General features: G+C 41.2%; 8 protein-coding genes and 2 pseudogenes. 6 read left to right on the forward strand and 4 right to left on the reverse strand.

Annotation, left to right across the window (positions count from 1 at the left end):
* The first annotated feature begins 32 nt into the window (after positions 1-32).
* From rpoB to J5A56_RS03375, 3 genes are all read left to right on the forward strand, one after another.
* Complete coding sequence (rpoB, locus tag J5A56_RS03365) at positions 33-3,842, forward strand: DNA-directed RNA polymerase subunit beta (RefSeq protein ID WP_021671802.1); 3,810 nt, start codon at positions 33-35, stop codon at positions 3,840-3,842.
* Positions 3,843-3,870: 28 nt separating this feature from the next.
* Positions 3,871-8,241 carry a DNA-directed RNA polymerase subunit beta' gene (rpoC, locus tag J5A56_RS03370; protein ID WP_021671803.1) on the forward strand — a complete coding sequence of 1,457 codons (4,371 nt, stop codon included), beginning with the start codon at positions 3,871-3,873 and terminating at the stop codon, positions 8,239-8,241.
* Between the two features lie 222 nt (positions 8,242-8,463).
* Positions 8,464-8,793, forward strand: coding sequence for a DUF3467 domain-containing protein (locus tag J5A56_RS03375; protein WP_036919729.1), 330 nt, complete (start codon positions 8,464-8,466; stop codon positions 8,791-8,793).
* 231 nt (positions 8,794-9,024) lie between these two features.
* On the opposite strand, the gene J5A56_RS13915 is transcribed toward J5A56_RS03375, so the two are convergent.
* Positions 9,025-9,138 carry a transposase gene (locus tag J5A56_RS13915; protein WP_432757710.1) on the reverse strand — a complete coding sequence of 38 codons (114 nt, stop codon included), beginning with the start codon at positions 9,136-9,138 and terminating at the stop codon, positions 9,025-9,027.
* A gap of 7 nt (positions 9,139-9,145) precedes the next feature.
* Positions 9,146-9,388 (reverse strand): IS200/IS605 family transposase, encoded by a 243-nt coding sequence (tnpA, locus tag J5A56_RS03380; RefSeq protein ID WP_081691289.1) that lies wholly within the window; start codon positions 9,386-9,388, stop codon positions 9,146-9,148.
* Between the two features lie 101 nt (positions 9,389-9,489).
* Here tnpA and tnpB point away from each other — a divergent pair, with 101 nt between their 5' ends.
* Both tnpB and J5A56_RS03390 read left to right on the forward strand, forming a co-directional pair.
* Positions 9,490-10,695, forward strand: a complete 1,206-nt coding sequence (gene tnpB / locus J5A56_RS03385; RefSeq protein WP_051305137.1) for an IS200/IS605 family element RNA-guided endonuclease TnpB — start codon at positions 9,490-9,492, stop codon at positions 10,693-10,695.
* Positions 10,696-11,383: 688 nt separating this feature from the next.
* Positions 11,384-11,544 (forward strand): annotated as a pseudogene (locus J5A56_RS03390) (DUF3467 domain-containing protein); the annotation flags it as partial.
* A 107-nt stretch (positions 11,545-11,651) separates the two neighbouring features.
* On the opposite strand, the gene J5A56_RS03395 reads toward J5A56_RS03390, so the two are convergent.
* Both J5A56_RS03395 and J5A56_RS03400 read right to left on the reverse strand, forming a co-directional pair.
* On the reverse strand, positions 11,652-13,724 hold the full coding sequence (locus J5A56_RS03395; protein WP_036919732.1) for an LTA synthase family protein: 2,073 nt from the start codon (positions 13,722-13,724) through the stop codon (positions 11,652-11,654).
* Between the two features lie 609 nt (positions 13,725-14,333).
* Positions 14,334-14,417: pseudogene (locus J5A56_RS03400) on the reverse strand (DNA-binding protein); the annotation flags it as partial.
* A 253-nt stretch (positions 14,418-14,670) separates the two neighbouring features.
* Here J5A56_RS03400 and J5A56_RS03405 point away from each other — a divergent pair.
* Complete coding sequence (locus J5A56_RS03405) at positions 14,671-17,916, forward strand: leucine-rich repeat domain-containing protein (RefSeq protein ID WP_349251571.1); 3,246 nt, start codon at positions 14,671-14,673, stop codon at positions 17,914-17,916.
* Positions 17,917-17,945 lie beyond the last annotated feature (29 nt).

Raw genomic sequence — 17,945 nt, forward strand, 5'->3', positions numbered from 1 at the left:
GACTTTAAACATTTGAATATTTAATTTCAGTTATGGCATTAGAAAATAAACCCAGAGTAAATTTCGCCAGCGTTAAGAATCCGTATCCATATCCGGATTTCCTCGATGTGCAGTTGAAGTCTTTCCGTGACTTCCTACAGCTGGATACTCCGCCTGAGGAACGCAAGAATGACGGTTTGTATAAGGTGTTCGCAGAGAACTTCCCTATCACCGATACGCGTAATAATTTCGTCCTTGAGTTCCTGGATTACTATGTAGACCCACCAAGATATTCTATTGATGAGTGCTTGGAGCGTGGCTTGACGTATAGTGTACCTTTGAAGGCTAAAATGAAGCTGTATTGTACTGACCCAGATCATGAGGATTTCGGTGTATTCATTCAGGACGTGTTCTTGGGTACAATTCCTTACATGACCAGTAATGGTACTTTTGTTATCAATGGTGCTGAGCGTGTTGTTGTTTCTCAGTTGCACCGTTCTCCGGGTGTATTCTTTGGTCAGGGCGTGCATGCCAATGGTACGGTTCTTTACAGTGCACGTATCATTCCATTCAAAGGCTCATGGATTGAGTTTGCTACTGACATTAATAATGTCATGTATGCTTATATTGACCGTAAAAAGAAGTTGCCTGTAACCACAATGCTTCGTGCTATTGGTTACGAGTCAGACCGTGATATTCTTCAGATCTTTGATCTCTGCGAGGAGGTGAAGGTTAACAAGAAGAATATGAAGGCTGCTATTGGGCGTAAGCTTGCTGGTAACGTAATGAAGTCTTGGACAGAAGACTTTGTTGATGAGGATACTGGCGAGGTTGTATCTATTGAGCGTAACGAGGTTGTTGTTGAGCGTGAGACTGTCATCACAGATGAGATTGCAGATGTAATTCTTGATAGCTCAGTTTCAGCAATCTTACTCCATAAGGATGAAGAAGCTGCAAGCAAGTACTCTATCATTTTTAATACACTTGCTAAGGACCCGAGTCACTCGGAGATTGAAGCAGTAAATTATATTTATCGTCAGTTGCGTAATGCTGATGCAGCTGATGATGCAAGTGCACGTGAAGTATTCCAAAATTTATTCTTCTCGGACAAGCGTTATGACTTGGGTGAGGTAGGTCGTTACCGAATCAACAAAAAGTTGAATTTGGATACAGACATGGATGTACGTGTGCTGACAAAGGATGATATCATTGAGATTATAAAATATCTTATCAACCTCATTAATTCTAATGCAACGGTTGATGATATTGACCACTTGTCAAATCGTCGTGTTCGTACTGTTGGTGAGCAGTTAGCTAACCAGTTCTCTATCGGTCTTGCACGTATGAATCGTACTATCCGTGAGCGTATGAACGTTCGTGACAGCGAAGTGTTCCAACCAACGGATTTGATAAATGCAAAGACTATCTCAAGTGTCATCAACTCATTCTTTGGCACTAACCCATTGAGTCAGTTCATGGACCAGACCAACCCATTGGCGGAGGTAACTCATAAGCGTCGTCTTTCGGCTCTTGGTCCTGGTGGTCTTTCTCGTGAGCGTGCCGGTTTTGAGGTGCGTGACGTTCACTATACCCACTATGGTCGTCTTTGTCCTATTGAGTCTCCTGAAGGTCCTAACATTGGTTTGATTTCATCACTCTGTATGTATGCTAAGATTAATGATCTTGGCTTCATCGTTACCCCATATCGTGGTGTGCATGACGCTAAGGTTGATATGGACAATAAGGATGTTGTCTACTTGACTGCAGAGGAGGAAGAGGATAAGATTATCGGACAGGGTAATGCTCCATTGAATGCTGATGGTACATTTATTCGTGATTATGTTAAGTGTCGTCAGGATGCCGACTATCCTGTTGTTCCTCCTGCTGACGTCGATCTTATCGACGTATCTCCACAGCAGATTGCATCTGTTTCTGCAGGTCTGATTCCATTCTTGGAGCATGATGATGGTCACCGTGCGTTGATGGGATGTAACATGATGCGTCAGGCAGTTCCATTGCTTCATAATGATGCTCCAATCGTTGGTACTGGTCTTGAGAAGCAGGTATGTGAGGATTCACGTACAATGGTTACAGCTGAGGGTGATGGTGTTATCGAGTATGTTGATGCTACTACAATCCGTATTCTCTACGATCGTACAGATGATGAGGAGTTTGTAAGCTTTGAACCAGCTCTGAAAGAATATCGTATTCCGAAGTTCCGTCGTACTAACCAGAACATGGTTGTTGACCTTCGTCCTATCTGTGATAAGGGACAACGCGTGAAGAAGGGTGATATCCTTACAGAGGGTTATGCTACAGAGAACGGAGAGTTGGCATTGGGTCGTAACCTTGTTGTGGCTTACATGCCTTGGAAGGGTTACAACTATGAGGATGCTATCGTTATTTCTGAGCGCATGGTTCGTGAGGATGTATTGACCTCTGTTCATGTTGATGAGTACTCTCTTGAAGTTCGTGAAACGAAGCGTGGTGTTGAGGAGTTTACTGCTGATATTCCTAACGTAAGTGAGGAAGCTACGAAGGACCTTGACGATAATGGTATTATCCGTATTGGTGCTCGTGTTGAGCCAGGTGATATCATGATTGGTAAGATTTCTCCTAAGGGTGAAAGTGATCCTTCTCCAGAAGAGAAACTTCTCCGTGCTATCTTTGGTGATAAGGCAGGTGATGTTAAGGATTCTTCATTGAAGGCTAACCCATCATTGAGTGGTGTTGTAATCGATAAGAAACTCTTTAGCCGTGCTATCAAGACACGTGAGAGCAAGCGTCAAGATAAGAATATTCTCGCTAAGATTGACGAGGAGCAGGAGGCAAAAATCAATGATTTAAAGGACCTCTTGGTTGATAAGTTACTCGAGTTGACAGAGGATAAGGTATCAGAGGGTGTTAAGGATTACTCTGACGCTGAGATTATCACTAAGGGAAGCAAGTTCACTGTTGCAGCATTGAAGAACCTTGATTACGAGGGAATTCAATCTAATGGTTGGACTGATGATGAGCATACCAACCTCCTTATTCAGAAGTTGATTATGAACTTCATCCGCAAGTACAAGCAGATGGATGCTGAGATGAAGCGTAAGAAGTTTGCTATCACTATCGGTGATGAACTTCCATCAGGCGTATTGCAGATGGCTAAGGTTTACATCGCTAAGAAACGTAAGATTCAGGTGGGTGATAAACTTGCTGGTCGTCACGGTAACAAGGGTATTGTTTCTAAGGTTGTTCGTACAGAAGATATGCCATTCCTTGAGGATGGTAGCCCTGTAGACTTGGTATTGAACCCGATGGGTGTGCCTTCACGTATGAACCTTGGTCAGATTTTCGAGGCTATCCTCGGTGCTGCTGGTCGTAAGTTGGGTGTTAAGTTTGCTACACCTATCTTTGATGGTGCTAAGCTCTCTGACTTGAAGGAGTGGACAGATAAGGCAGGTTTGCCAAACCTCTGCTCAACCTATATCTATGATGGTGAGACAGGTGAGAAGTTCGACCAGCCAGCTACAGTGGGTATCACTTACTTCTTGAAGCTGGGTCACATGGTTGAGGATAAGATGCACGCTCGTAGCATCGGTCCATACTCATTGATTACACAGCAGCCACTTGGTGGTAAGGCACAGTTTGGTGGTCAGCGTTTCGGAGAGATGGAGGTCTGGGCTATTGAGGCCTTTGGTGCATCTCATGTTCTTCAGGAAATCTTGACAATCAAGTCTGATGATGTTGTTGGTCGTTCAAAGGCTTACGAGGCTATCGTTAAGGGTGAACCAATGCCAACTCCTGGTATTCCAGAGTCACTGAACGTGTTGTTACACGAGCTTCGTGGTCTCGGTCTGAGTGTCAAACTTGATTAATACGTACACCCCATAATAGAAGTAAAACATGGCTTTTAAGAAAGATAATAAAGTAAAGAGTAATTTCAGCAAGATTACTATCGGACTGGCTTCACCTGAGGAGATTCTTGAGAACTCTTTTGGTGAGGTAACCAAGCCAGAGACTATCAACTATCGTACCTATAAACCAGAACGTGATGGTTTGTTCTGTGAGCGTATCTTTGGTCCTACAAAGGATTATGAGTGTGCCTGCGGTAAGTACAAGCGTATCCGTTATAAAGGTATTGTCTGCGACCGTTGTGGTGTTGAGGTAACAGAAAAGAAAGTGCGTCGTGAACGTGCTGGACACATTGAGTTGGTTGTCCCTGTGGCTCATATCTGGTATTTCCGTAGTCTTCCTAACAAGATTGGTTACCTTCTCGGTATGCCAACAAAGAAGCTTGATGCTGTTATTTACTATGAGAAATATGTTGTCATCCAGCCGGGTGTCGTAGAAGGTATGAAGAATGCCGACACTGAAGAGGATTTGAATGGTTCTCATAAGTTCGACCTTCTTTCAGAGGAAGAGTATCTCGATATCCTTGACAATAAACTCCCTGAGGGTAATGAACGCTTGGACGATTCTGACCCAAGTAAGTTTATTGCTAAGATGGGTGCAGAGGCTATCTATGAACTCCTTAAAGGTATCGACTTGGATCGTTTAGCTGGCGAGTTGCGTGACCGTGCAACAACTGACTCAAGCCAACAGCGTAAGACTGAGGCTTTGAAGCGTTTGCAGGTTGTTGAAGGCTTCCGCCAGTCAATCGGTGTGAATAATCCTGAGTGGATGATTATGAAGATTATCCCTGTAACTCCACCAGAACTTCGTCCATTGGTACCATTGGATGGCGGTCGTTTTGCAACATCCGACCTCAACGACCTCTATCGTCGTGTTATCATCCGTAACAACCGTTTGAAGCGTTTGATGGAGATTAAGGCTCCTGAGGTTATTCTTCGTAATGAGAAACGTATGCTTCAAGAAGCTGTTGACTCACTCTTCGATAACAGCCGTAAGTCATCAGCTGTAAAGAGTGAGAGCAACCGTCCTTTGAAGTCACTCTCTGATTCTCTGAAGGGTAAGCAGGGTCGTTTCCGTCAGAACCTCCTCGGTAAGCGTGTTGACTATTCTGCGCGTTCAGTAATCGTCGTTGGTCCTGAGTTGAAGATGGGTGAGTGTGGTCTGCCTAAGTTGATGGCAGCAGAGCTTTATAAGCCATTCATTATCCGTAAGCTCATTGAGCGTGGTATCGTGAAGACGGTAAAGAGTGCTAAGAAGATTGTAGACCGCCGTGAACCCGTTATTTGGGATATCCTTGAGAATGTGATGAAGGGTCACCCAGTAATGTTAAACCGTGCTCCGACACTTCACCGTCTTGGTATTCAGGCTTTCCAACCTAAGTTGATAGAGGGTAAGGCTATCCAGTTGCACCCATTGGCATGTACTGCGTTCAATGCTGACTTCGATGGAGACCAGATGGCTGTTCACCTCCCATTGAGCAATGAGGCTATATTGGAGACACAGATTTTGATGCTTCAGAGCCATAACATTCTTAATCCTGCTAATGGTGCACCAATCACCGTTCCTTCACAGGATATGGTGCTCGGTCTCTACTATATCACTAAGATCCGCCCAGGTGCTAAGGGTGAAGGCCTTACTTTCTATGGTCCAGAGGAAGCAATCATTGCTTACAATGAGAAGAAATGTGACCTCCATTCACAGATTAAGGTAATCGTTGACGACCTCGTTGATGGAAAACTCCAGAAGCGTATGGTTGAAACCTCAGTTGGTCGTGTAATCGTTAATCAGATTATTCCAACCGAGATTGGCTTCTTCAATGGTATCATCTCAAAGAAGTCACTCCGTGGTCTTATCGCAGATGTAATTAAGGCTGTTGGTATGGCACGTGCTTGCGAATTCCTTGATGGTATCAAAAACCTTGGTTACCGTATGGCATACGTTGCTGGTCTTTCGTTCAACCTCGATGATATCATCGTCCCAGTTGAAAAGACTGATATCGTAGGCAAGGGTCAGAATGAGGTTGATCAAGTGAAGGCTAACTACGAAATGGGTTTCATCACTGATAAGGAGCGTTACAATCAGGTAATTGATGCGTGGACACACGTAAACAATAACCTTAAGCAGGCTGTTATGAAGCACATGACAGAGGCTGACCAAGGCTTCAACGCCGTATATATGATGCTTGACTCTGGTGCCCGTGGTTCTGCTGACCAGATTGCTCAGCTTGCTGGTATGCGTGGTCTTATGGCTAAGCCACAGAAGGCAGGTGCTGAAGGCGCTCAGATTATTGAGAACCCAATTATCTCTAACTTTAAGGAGGGTATGTCTGTGTTGGAGTACTTTATCGCTTCTCACGGTGCTCGTAAGGGTCTTGCCGATACGGCTATGAAGACTGCCGATGCTGGATACCTGACACGTCGTCTTGTTGACGTTTCTCATGACGTTATCATCAACGAGGAGGATTGTGGCTCACTCCGTGGGCTTGAGTGTCGTGCCTTGAAGAATGGTGATGAGACGATTGCAAGTCTTTACGAACGTATCTTAGGTCGTGTTTCTGTTCACGATGTTATCAATCCTTCTACAGGTGAAATTATTGTAGCAGCAGGTGAGGAAATCACAGAAGCTAAGGCACAGGCTATTGAGGATTCACCAATTGAGATGGTTGAAATTCGCTCTGTACTCACTTGTGAGAGCAAGAAGGGTGTATGTAAGAAGTGTTACGGACGTAACCTTGCTTCTGCACGCATGATACAGATGGGTGAAGCCGTTGGTGTCATCGCTGCACAGGCTATTGGTGAGCCAGGTACACAGCTTACGCTTCGTACGTTCCACGCCGGTGGTGTGGCTGGTAATGCTGCTGCTAATGCAACAATTACAGCAAAGAGCGATGCTAAGATTGAGTTTGATGAGCTTCGTACAGTACCATTCGTTGACGATGAGGAGAAGGAATGTCAGATGGTTGTTAGCCGTTTGGCTGAAATCCGCTTCATTGATCCTAACACTGGTATCGTACTCCTTACAGATAACGTTCCTTATGGTAGTTCGCTTTACTTCAAGTCAGGTGATACTGTTAAGAAGGGCGATTTGATTTGTAAGTGGGACCCATTCAACGCCGTTATTGTTAGTGAGTACGCTGGTATTCTTCGTCTGCATGATGTTATAGAGGGCGTTACTTACAAGGCTGAAACCGATGATGCTACTGGTCTTACAGAGCGTATCATTGTTGACTCACGCGATAAGACAAAACTTCCTACTGTTGATATCGTTAAGGTTGGTGCTAAGAAGGGTGCTGATGGTCTTTATGCTGCATCTGATATCCTCGGAACCTATAACCTCCCTGTGGGTGGTCACTTGGAGCAAATCCTCCAAGACGGTGCAGAAATCAAGACGGGTATGACACTCGTTAAGATTCCACGTTCTGTTGGTGGTGCTGGTGATATTACCGGTGGTCTTCCACGTGTAACTGAGCTCTTCGAGGCTCGTAACCCATCTAACCCAGCTGTCGTTTCTGAAATCGATGGTGAGGTCACAATGGGTAAGGTGAAACGTGGTAACCGCGAGATTATCGTGACTTCTAAGACTGGTGAGCAGCGCAAGTACCTCGTAAGCCTGTCTAAGCAGATTCTTGTACAGGAACATGATGCTGTTCGTGCTGGAACTCCATTGTCTGATGGTATTATCACTCCAGCTGACATCTTGTCTATCATGGGTCCAACAGCTGTTCAGGAATATATTGTTAATGAGGTTCAGGACGTATATCGTTTGCAGGGTGTGAAGATTAATGACAAGCACTTTGAGATTATCGTACGCCAGATGATGCGTAAGGTACGTATCGACGACCCAGGAGATACAACGTTCCTCGAGCAGGAGCTTATTGATAAGCTCGACTTCGCAGAGGAGAACGACCGTATCTGGGGTAAGAAGGTAGTTACTGATCCGGGTGATTCTGAGAACTGCTATAAGGGTCAGATTCTCTCTGTACGTAAGTTGCGCGATGAGAACTCAAGTCTTAAGCGTCGAGACCTCAAACTCGTCCAGGTGCGTGATGCCGTACAGGCAACTGCTACCCAGATTCTTCAGGGTATCACACGTGCTGCCCTCGGTACGAAGAGCTTCATGAGTGCTGCTTCCTTCCAGGAGACAACTAAGGTACTCAACGAGGCTGCTCTCCGTGGTAAGAGCGATAACCTTGAAGGCATGAAGGAGAATGTTATCTGTGGTCATCTCATTCCTGCCGGTACAGGTCTTCGCCAGTGGCAGAAGCTTGTTGTCGGTTCGCAAGAAGAGCACGAGCGCATGGAGGCTAATAAGAAGAATGTTCTTGACTTTGTTAAGAAAGAGGCAGAGGCTACACAGAAGTAATCCTTAGCCTTTCAAACATAAGATTAAAAGGGATTTGCAGTTACATTGCAGATCCCTTTTTAATTTTGTATATGATGGATGATGATAACTTGCATGTCTTAAAAGATAATGAAAGACCAAGACGTTATGATTAAAACTTTTATAGTTAGATTTTGGTAAATGATATTAATGTGTTATCTTTGCATAAGAAAAATAAAGTATTATCTAAATCATATTAATAAAATGGACAATAACAATCAGAATCAAGAGGGACAGCAGTTGCAGATTGATCTCTCACCAGAAGTCGCTAAAGGTGTTTATACAAACTTCCAGATAATTTCTCATTCAAGTTCAGAGTTTGTACTTGATTTTGCTACACTTCTACCAGGCGTACCAAAAGCAACCGTAACAAGTCGTGTTATTATTGCTCCTGAGCACGCTTTGCGTCTCCTTGCAGCTTTGCAGGACAACGTCGTTCGCTATGAGAAAGAGTTTGGTAAGATTGATCGTCATGAGCCAAATCAGGAACCACGCACAATCTCTCCATTCGGTCCTGGTAAGGTTGATGCATAAGCATCTCTTTAAAGAATAAATTATGAAGCCGTCCGAGCAATCGGGCGGCTTTCGTTTTTTTGATAATCTCGAGAGATATAGAATGTGCAGTTATCGAATTACTTGTATCCATAGCAATGGTAGGAAATCTGTTCGTCGACCATTTTGGCGTAATGGATTTAACCTCGAAAGGCATATTTATATTACGTGCCGTAAAACCCACAGGTCTTTAGCCTGTGGGGATGTAAGGCACTATCCTTGGTTTCTAATATATTCTCTAACTGTATTCGGATTGGCTTCTCCTATTGAACATACAAAGTAACCATCAGACCACAACGTTCTCTCTTTCCAAAAGTATTGTTTCAACGTATAGCTATGAAATTTCCAAGCGAAAATCGTACTCTCTTGTTTCAGCTTTCTTACTTATTGATGTAACAGAAAGGTTTGGAGGATAGCTGATAAGAAAATGTGCGTGATCTTTGTCTGTCTCCATTATGTCAATGTCAAAATCCGAATTGTCTGCAACAGATTGAAATATTGTCTTGATGTCATCATCAAACTTTCCGTACAATATCTTTCTTCTGTATTTGATGCAGAAAATAAGATGGCACTTCAGATAGTATTGTGTCTGTTTTTGTGATTATAATTTTCTTTCATGCCACAAATATACATGATTTTTTGGTGGTTTACAAAGTAATAATTATCTTTATAAACAATATGAGAAAGATTAATCGAACATACAAGTTCAGATTGTACCCGAACAAGGCACAAACCGATTTGCTGGCAAGACATTTCGGTTGCGCTCGGTTTGTGTACAATTACTTTCTCAATCAACGTAAAGAACAATATAGGCTTACTGGTAAAAGCGATAATTATTACGCACAAGCTAAAACTCTTACAGCATTGAAGAAGCAAGAAGCAACCGCATGGCTTAAAGAAGTAAATTCTCAAACCTTGCAGTTTGCTATCCGAAGTCTCGAAGTAGCCTATACAAATTTCTTTCAGAAGCGTACGAAATTCCCTAACTTCAAATCCAAGCATTCTAAGAACAGCTTTACCGTTCCTCAATTCGCTTCTATCGCTGATAACAGACTCTTCATACCCAAGTTCAAAGAAGGTATCAAGTGCCGCGTACATCGGGAAATAAAAGGAAAAATCGGGAAGATCACTATCTCCAAAACGCCGAGTGGAAAGTATTTTGTTTCTGTATTTACAGAAGAAGAATACGCAACACCACTTGAAAAGACTAATAAGTCGGTTGGTGTGGATATGGGATTGAAGGACTTGCTTATCACTTCCGAAGGAGAAACTTTCAAGAATAATAGATATACAAGAAAATACGAGCACAAACTTGCAAGGGCGCAGCGGAATCTTTCTCGTAAGAAGAAAGGCAGCAGAGGGTTTGAAAACCAAAAACTCAAAGTTGCCAGACTCCACGAAAAGATTTCCAACAGCCGTGCCGACTATCTGCATAAGTGCTCTATTTCTCTTGTACGGAGATATGATACCATCTGTATCGAAGACCTGAATGTTAAGGGTATGGAGAGAAATCATCACCTTGCTAAATCTATAACTGATGCAAGTTGGAGCAGTTTCGTTACTATGCTCACATATAAAGCTGATTGGAACGGCAAGAAGGTTGTGAAGATAGACAGATACTTCCCATCCTCGCAGACTTGTAACGTCTGTGGGTATGTCAACAAGCAGACAAAAGATTTGTCTGTTCGTGAGTGGGAATGCCCTGTTTGTCATACTCATCATAATCGTGATGTTAATGCAGCAATCAATATCCTTCGTTTCGGGTTAAATAATATATCGGCAGGAACTGTCGATTACACGGATGGAGAGGATGTAAGAGCCAATCTTTTGAAAGGCCGTTCCTCTGTGAAGTCCGAAGCCCATGAGTCTTTAGCTCATGGGTAGTTCACAAATAAAGATACCAACAAGAGGTGTGAAAGCAAGGCTTAGTCCTATAAATGTGAAGCACGATAGCCAGCCCCAATCTCTCCACTTTATGACAAAGGGCATAAGTACAAGTGTAATAATGAGATCTATAAATATCCACATAATAAGAATTGCTTTTGAAAGACAAAGATAAATAAAAATGCTGTAAAAACAAAGCGTTACAGATAATGATTTTGAAAAATTATTACATAATCTCGAATAAAACATCTACAAATAACGGCAAAAATATATGTAAAAGATAAGTTTGTAACCAATAGTAAATCAGTTAGTTATGATCCTGTGTAAGAAAAGGTGCTTAATTGGACTTCAAAAGGGCGTTAGTAAGACCTCTAAAGGGCATCTTTTGTAAGTCAATTAGGCGTCTTTTAGCAACCAAAAGAGCATGTATTGGTTTTGAGTTGTATGAAAATAGTTTACAAGTATTGGTTGATATGGGAATAAGTAGCCTCGCAGAAGACGGAAAGATATCAATAATAAAACAAAATGTCATGAGGCTCTATTGGTTGATTTGACTTTAATGGAAGAACCTAAAGAAAGTTCTGTTAGTAGTGTTATTTTGAGGTGGAAATCTAATAGGTTTAGAGTAAAACTTTTGTAGTTAGATTTGGACAAATAACTTTAATGTATTATCTTTGCGTAAAAGAAGAAAGTATTTATTGCTCCTGAGCACGCATTGCGTCTCCTTGCAGCTTTGCAGGACAATGTAGTACGCTACGAGAAAGAGTTTGGTAAGATGACCGCCACGAACCCAAAGAGCAGGGACCACGCATCATCGCTCCATTCGGCAATGGTAAGGTTGAAGCATAAGCAATCCCTTTAAGATTAAAATACCTGAAAGTCGCCTCCATATTGGGGGCGACTTTCTGTTTCAGAGGGGCTTGTAAGCATGTTACAAGGTCACTACTTTGATTAAGCTATTGTGCTTTTATGTATAAGTTTGTGTATTGGTAGTAAGCCTGCGCTTTGCGGATGAGTTCTTGATTCATCTGCTTTGTAGGTTGCTCTTCAAATGTACCATCGTGTAATGGACGAACGATGTATTGTCGTATATTGCGGACTGGAGATAAAACTGTTAGTCGGTTACCTTCAAGATACCCAAGATCTTGGTAAGTTGCCATGAATGCACGGGGATGATAGGTTGGTGCGAGGATGTCTTGTCCTGTGAAACTTACAGTGCAACGTAACTTGAGGAGAGAAAGTAGGGTAGGCATGACATCAATCTGCGAGCATATAGTTTCAATCTTTCTTGGTTGGAGAATAGCTGGCGCATAGATGAGGCATGGAATATGGTAGCGGTCTATAGGAAGTGATGTTTTCCCGGCACTGGATGCACAGTGATCAGCAATAACTACGAATACGGTATTCTGGAACCATGTTTTCTTTCGGGCGTCATTAATGAATTTACCGATTGCGTAGTCTGTATATTTCACGGCGGCTTCTCTTGTGTTAGGGTCACCGTCTACTTTAATTCTGCCACTGGGATAGGTGTAAGGGCGATGATTGCTCGTGGTCATAATCTGTGCGAAGAAAGGATGCTTCGACTGATAGTTCTTATCGAATACTTGTAAGCTCTTGTTGAAGATATCTTCATCACAGACACCCCAAATGTTTGCGAATGTTACTTGATTGTTCGGTATGTCCTTTCGGTCTATTACCTCGTAGCCATTATGACTGAAGAAGTCGCCCATGTTATCGAAATAACTATCTCCGCCATAGATGAATTGCGATTTGTACCCTAAGTGGGCAAGGATACGACCTATTGATAAGTTCCCCGTTCGGTTAGCCTTTCGCTTGATGATGCTTTCTCCTGCACTTGGTGGAATGCAAAGAGATAATGCTTCTAATCCTCTAACAGTTCTGTTTCCTGCTGCGTATAGACTGTCAAAGACAATACTCCCTTGCATGAGCTTGTCAAGTTGTGGGGTAAGGTTTTCTTTGTTTCCATATCGCGTAAGGAAATCAGCACTTAGGCTTTCAACTGTTATTAAGACGATGTTAGGGCGTTGTGAAGCAAGGGACTCTCCAATCGTCTTCTTTCCCTCCTTGTTAAGTCCACTTAGTTGACGATACTGAAACACACATTGTTGTTTGGGTAACATGGTATAGAACTTGTCATACTCTAACTTGTTACTTTGGAAAGCAATGACAAAGTCGCAGACTCCGTTTTGTTCAAGTTGGGTAACGTATTGATTGTTACTTTGTAGAGCATGGGTGCCTTGTAAGATAAAATATGAGCTTATTGCTAAGACCATATATACAGAAAGGTGTATAAGAAACTTCTTCGCATTGTAAAGATGAGTAACCTTTAGCTTGTAATGTCGCGATTGAAGGAAGATAATTGCAGCTGTTAAGAGTAATGTAATGCCAATCAACGGAACAATAGAATAAGACTCCATGATGTTCCCAATAACTTCGTGAGTGTAGACGAGATAGTCTACTGCAATGAAATTATATCTTACGCCAAACTCTCCCCAGAAGATATATTCTCCTACTGTGACGCAAAGTAATAAGAAAACATATACAGCCCAGGTTGTATAGAGGGAAACCTTACGCCATGTTTCTCTTGTTCTTGGAATGAAAAAGCGTATGGAGAAACTAAATAGTTTCCATCCGAGGAATATTCGTGCAATCTTTGGTGCGCCGCCTCCGTATTCGTGGAAGATGGTGTGGAAGAATAATACGTAGGCAAAGGCGATAGATAGTAGAAGTTCAATGATCCATCCTGTGATGCGATGATACTTAGCTTCATTTAGTCCAAGGTTTATAATCTGTAATGGTAAAGCAAGCAAAATTGCCATACAAATGTCTGTCACGAAGCCAACACTTAAGAATCTGATTATCTCCCAGAATGAAAAAGAAGAATCTTCGGGGACATTCCACATTAAGATAATTCTTAGGATGAATCCAATGAGTAGATACAGTTTTAAGAATCGTGTTCCAATGAAATTAATAGGATTCTTGGTAATTACATTTGTTCTTTTGTCCATCGTTTGCTTATTTTTCGGCAAAGTTAATAAATATAGATGAGGTCCAGACATATTTTAGGCAGTAATTGCGCTCGCATGTTTGAGAATGTTAGATCCTTAGAATGATAAATGTGATTCTATTTGTCAATGGTGTTTCTTTGTTTTTAGATAAGGTTTAGCTTAATTAAAAAAAAGAGGCTATCTACTTTCGAAGTATTTGCTTACTTTTGCATTCAAAATTAAATCTCAAAGGGTATTATTGTATTTTCTAAAGTTTCCCACCCCTCTATTTCATGGCTATTTTAGCCAAATTGCTTTGTGAATACCCATGGACGTGAGCCGTTAACACTTGCTTAAAAATGTTTACAGCGGTTGTGAGCTTTTCTTGATGCCTATCTTCCAATGCTTTGACCATAATCTCAAAGTTATTCCGCATTTCTGAGTCGGTGACTATTAACTGCCCTATCTCACTAACGGAGAACCCAAGAATGTCACAAAGAGCAGCAAGCAATCTTTCTATGCACTTCGGCATTTTAAGCCAACTTTTTGAGGGTGGAAAACTTTAGTTATTGATAATCAACAATAGCTCATACGCCTTATCGCTGAATAGTTATTTGCGATATGCTACTATCACTTATAATTATCCTCCAACAACTTTTCCAAGTCCGAAGCCTTATAGAGTATCTTCCCTGCAAATTGCGTGTAAGTAATAATATACAACAAGCGTCTACGCATTTTACGGATAATGCCTTAAATTTAATGCGTCTCATAGAAAAAAGTGAATAAAAGTTTGTGCGTATTAGGTAAAATACTTACCTTTGCATCGTTTATGACTCAAAAGTAGGTGACTGACATTGTAAATTCTTAATGAAAACTATTCGTTATGTTTTTAAGAATAATATAATGTGCCATTGGACGTATGCAACTATATATTAAATTAAATATTAATCACATTTTAATTAAAAGCATGGTGAAAATTAAACTTTTATTATTGGCATTGCTATTTGCGGCAATACCTAATTTCCTTTGGGCGTATACAAAGGACAAGGTTGTCACGTTTGAAGGACTCAGCTACAAAGTCCTGGAAGAAGATGGTCCTGACAAAGATCCTAAATTGATGTTTGTTGGCACAACGAAAACTGGACATGTGGAAATTCCTGCTATAGTAAAAGATGGTAAGGGAATAACTTTCAAGGTTACAGAGATTGGACAAGAGACTGATTATAACTGTAAGAATGTTACGTCAGTTAAAATGCCCGAATCAATAGTGAAGATTAATGATGGCAGTTTTGCTGAGTCTACAATTACGCGAATTGATATTCCTAAGAATGTAGCTGAAATCGAAACAAATGCATGGATAAGGTTATCAAAAAATCCAGAGTGCCATGTTGCTTTAGAGAACCCTAATTTTGAATCAGATCAAAATGGAGTACTCTACACAAAAGGTAAGACAGAGTTGCGCACTGTTCCAAGTAACATTATGAGCAAGGTGGGCGGTGATACTTATACCGTAAATACAACTGTAACGTATATAACCAAAGCTGCTTTTCGCGATTCTGAAAATCTGAAAAAAATTAAATTACCTACAACCTTAGAAAAAGTGGATGATTTCTGGCCTACTATTGCTTCAACACGTACGTTAGAGGCGTTTGTTATGGATGGTGTTGGTACAAAATACCAAGTAGTAGATGGAGTTCTTTTCACCAAGGGACCTAATGGACCTAATAGATTGATTCGTTATCCACACGCAAAGGATCAGGCAAAATATACAGTTCCTGCAGGAGTTGCAGAAATTGCTGGTAATGGCTTTAGTGGAACTCCTTCCCTAACTGATATCAATTTAAATGAAGTGACAAAAGTGGAAGTCTCAGCTATTGCAAACCTTCCAAACCTAAAGAAGATTACTCTTCCTAAGAATCTTAGGAAGGACGGATTAGTCAAGGGTGCTTTCGAGAACTGTCCTAAACTTGAGGCTTACGATGTTGCACCTGGTAATCCCGATTTTTCTGCAGAAGATGGTGTTCTCTTCTCAGCTGATAAAAAAACACTTTATTTTTATCCGATTGGAAAGCAGGATCGGTCTTATACAATCCCTAATACGGTTGAGGAAATTGCAGATAAGGCATTTCAGGGCGCAAAGTGGATAACCTCTCTGGTGATTCCAACTAACGTCAAGAGAATCAAGGGTGAAGCTTTCCGTCAGAATTACAATCTTAGCTCAGTTGAATTCAAAGAACCTTCCAACCTGACGGAACTTGGAAATTATGCATTCTGGACTTGCCCTAAACTGAAAGAGGTAACCTTGCCTTCTTCTATTGATAAAATAGGTAAATCGTTTGTGAATTGTGATATTTTGGAGACGATTAATGTTCCAAATGGTTCGAAAATAGAAACTATTGAAGCAGATGCTTTTAAAACCAACAAGAATCTGAAGAACTTCAATTTTAAAGGAACTTGCCTTCTGAAAACAATCAAGGCAAATGCATTCCAAGATCTTGAGAATTTTGAAACATTCAATTTCCCTAAAACGGTAACAAATATCGAACGCAACGCTTTCACTGGTTGCAAGAATATGAAGACCGTAAAATTCGATGAGAATGCTGATATTGAAAAAATTGGAGAAGGTGCTTTTGCTGACTGTGGTTTAACAACTATTAGTCTCCCTGAGAAGGTTAAAGAAATCGAAAAAGAGGCTTTCCTTAAGTGTAAGGCTCTTGAGGTAATCAATATTAAAAAATATACCACCCGCATTGACCCAGAAGCATTTAAATACTGTGATAACCTCACAGATATTAATATAGATAAAGAAAATACAGTATACTCAAGTATAGATGGTTACTTGCTTTCCCCAGACAAGAAGACTCTTATCCTCTTCCCTCCGGGCAAAGCAAACAGCAAGTTTACCTTGCTCCCTCCATCTATTGAGAAGATTGGCGACAACTCTTTCTTAAATTGTGAGAAGCTGACTAACGTGACCATCCCTAACAAGGTGAAAGAAATTGGTCGACGTGCTTTCGGTCTCTGTAAGAACTTGAATACTATCACTTTCCTCTGCGACGAGATGATTAATCCAAACATGATTAATCAAGCTGAAAATAACATGTCATTCGATGATGGTACTCAGGCTGATGATATGTTTAAGAACATAACTATCAACGTTCGTAAGGAACTTTATGATCGCTATAACAGCACTCCTTTCTACAAGAAGTTCAAGGGTATCAAGAAATCTTTCGAGGTTGATAGAGAGGAATACATTGCGATGTCTGAAAAGAGTGTGAATATGCTCAAAACTAAACGTGAGGATCATACCTTTGTACTTCCTACAGAAATCGAGCACGAGGGTAAGAAGTATGAAGTAAACTTGATTGGTGATTATGCTTTTGAAGGCGTAAACAATAAAATTAAGGAAGTTGTTGTTAAGAAGAATGTAGAGTACATCGGTGCTAAGGCTTTCGTTACAAACAAGGACAAGAATAACCTTCAAAGTACTGTTGAGAGTGTGTTCTTCATTGAGAGCGAACCTACTGCAAAGATGTTGAGTACTACTCGCTTTGAACTCGATGAAACTAAAGAGAACTATAACGAGTTTGCACCTACAACTAAGGTATATGTAAAGAAGACTGCTCTCCCAAAATATACAGAGAAATGGGATAAGAAGGTTTATGACCGTGATATCCATAAATTCAAAGAGAGTGAATTCAACTTCATCAGTCAGATTGACTATAAGATTCCTGCTAAGAACTTCATCACAAATAAGTACGGAACATTTGCACGTGAGTTTGATACAGACTTCAGTGCTTACAAGGCAGAGAAGAACAACACCGATATTGCAGCTTTTGTTTCTAAGAGAACAGATATAAAGATTGGTAAGGGTGACTATGGTATTTCTACATATCACGTAGGTATGACAAGTGTCGACGTTAACGGTGGTGTAAGGGGTAACTATGGTTATGTACCTGCTGAAACAGGCGTATTGCTGAAGGTTCTTGACAAAGAGGCTACACCAGACGACTTCTTCTATACTATCGGTGAGAAAGATGATGTAAAATACACCATAACTGGTAACATCATGCGTGGTATTACTGTAAATTCACGCAGTGTGTCACCTACTGAGGATGGCGGTCCTGTTTATGTGATTACAAAGAAAAAGGTATCTTTGAAAAGCTTACTCGAACAGTTGAACTGTTCCCAATCCATAAGGCTTACGCTTTAATCGGTAGCGTACCTGCAGGAGCAAAAGTT

The organism is Prevotella melaninogenica (assembly GCF_018128065.1).
Classification (GTDB): Bacteria; Bacteroidota; Bacteroidia; order Bacteroidales; family Bacteroidaceae; genus Prevotella.

Excerpts from the sequence above, each read along its gene's own strand:
- rpoB (WP_021671802.1), top strand. The coding sequence starts at position 33 with ATGGCATTAGAAAATAAACCCAGAGTAAATTTCGCCAGCGTTAAGAAT.
- rpoC (WP_021671803.1), top strand. The coding sequence starts at position 3,871 with ATGGCTTTTAAGAAAGATAATAAAGTAAAGAGTAATTTCAGCAAGATT.
- J5A56_RS03375 (WP_036919729.1), top strand. The coding sequence starts at position 8,464 with ATGGACAATAACAATCAGAATCAAGAGGGACAGCAGTTGCAGATTGAT.
- tnpB (WP_051305137.1), top strand. The coding sequence starts at position 9,490 with ATGAGAAAGATTAATCGAACATACAAGTTCAGATTGTACCCGAACAAG.
- J5A56_RS03395 (WP_036919732.1), bottom strand. The coding sequence starts at position 13,724 with ATGGACAAAAGAACAAATGTAATTACCAAGAATCCTATTAATTTCATT.
- J5A56_RS03405 (WP_349251571.1), top strand. The coding sequence starts at position 14,671 with ATGGTGAAAATTAAACTTTTATTATTGGCATTGCTATTTGCGGCAATA.